The 531-nt window shown below is 42.7% G+C and carries 1 protein-coding gene; it reads left to right on the plus strand.

Annotation, left to right across the window (positions count from 1 at the left end; all coding sequences use genetic code 11):
- Nucleotides 1-115: 115 nt before the first annotated feature.
- Nucleotides 116-531 (plus strand): IS200/IS605 family transposase (gene tnpA / locus GVK32_RS28725; protein ID WP_159874246.1); only part of this gene is annotated, 416 nt, incomplete at its 3' end.

The raw sequence follows: 531 nt of genomic DNA on the forward strand, positions 1-531 counted from the left end.
ACCTGAATGAACACCACCTCCTATGGAGGTGGTCAGCAAAAAGTTGGCTCTGCCAGTAATGCTACTCATGGGAAAATCCGAATCTGTTATCCCCATAACTGATAAGGATTTAACCATGAGTAGATTCCAGAAAGCATCTCATGTGCTCTGGTGTTGTCAATATCATATCGTATGGACACCCAAGTACCGATTTCGCATCCTTAGGAACAATGTTGGGAAAGAGGTCTACAAGCAGATAAGGATCTCAAGCGAGCAGCTTGGGATAGAAGTGGTAGAACTGAATGTTCAGATTGATCATGTCCACTTACTGGTAAAAGTACCACCGCGACTTTCTATTTCACATGTGATAGGTCATTTGAAAGGTAAAACAGCCCTTCGGCTGTTCAGTAAATTTCCTTACCTACGGAAGAACAAGTTGTGGGGAAATCACTTTTGGGCACGGGGTTACTGCGTGGATACCGTAGGTATAAACGAAGAAATGATAAGAAAGTATGTGAAGTATCAGGAAAAGCATGAAGTTGAAGAGAGCCA

It is taken from the genome of Klebsiella sp. 18074 (genome assembly GCF_902705905.1).
GTDB lineage: Bacteria > Pseudomonadota > Gammaproteobacteria > Enterobacterales > Enterobacteriaceae > Klebsiella > Klebsiella terrigena.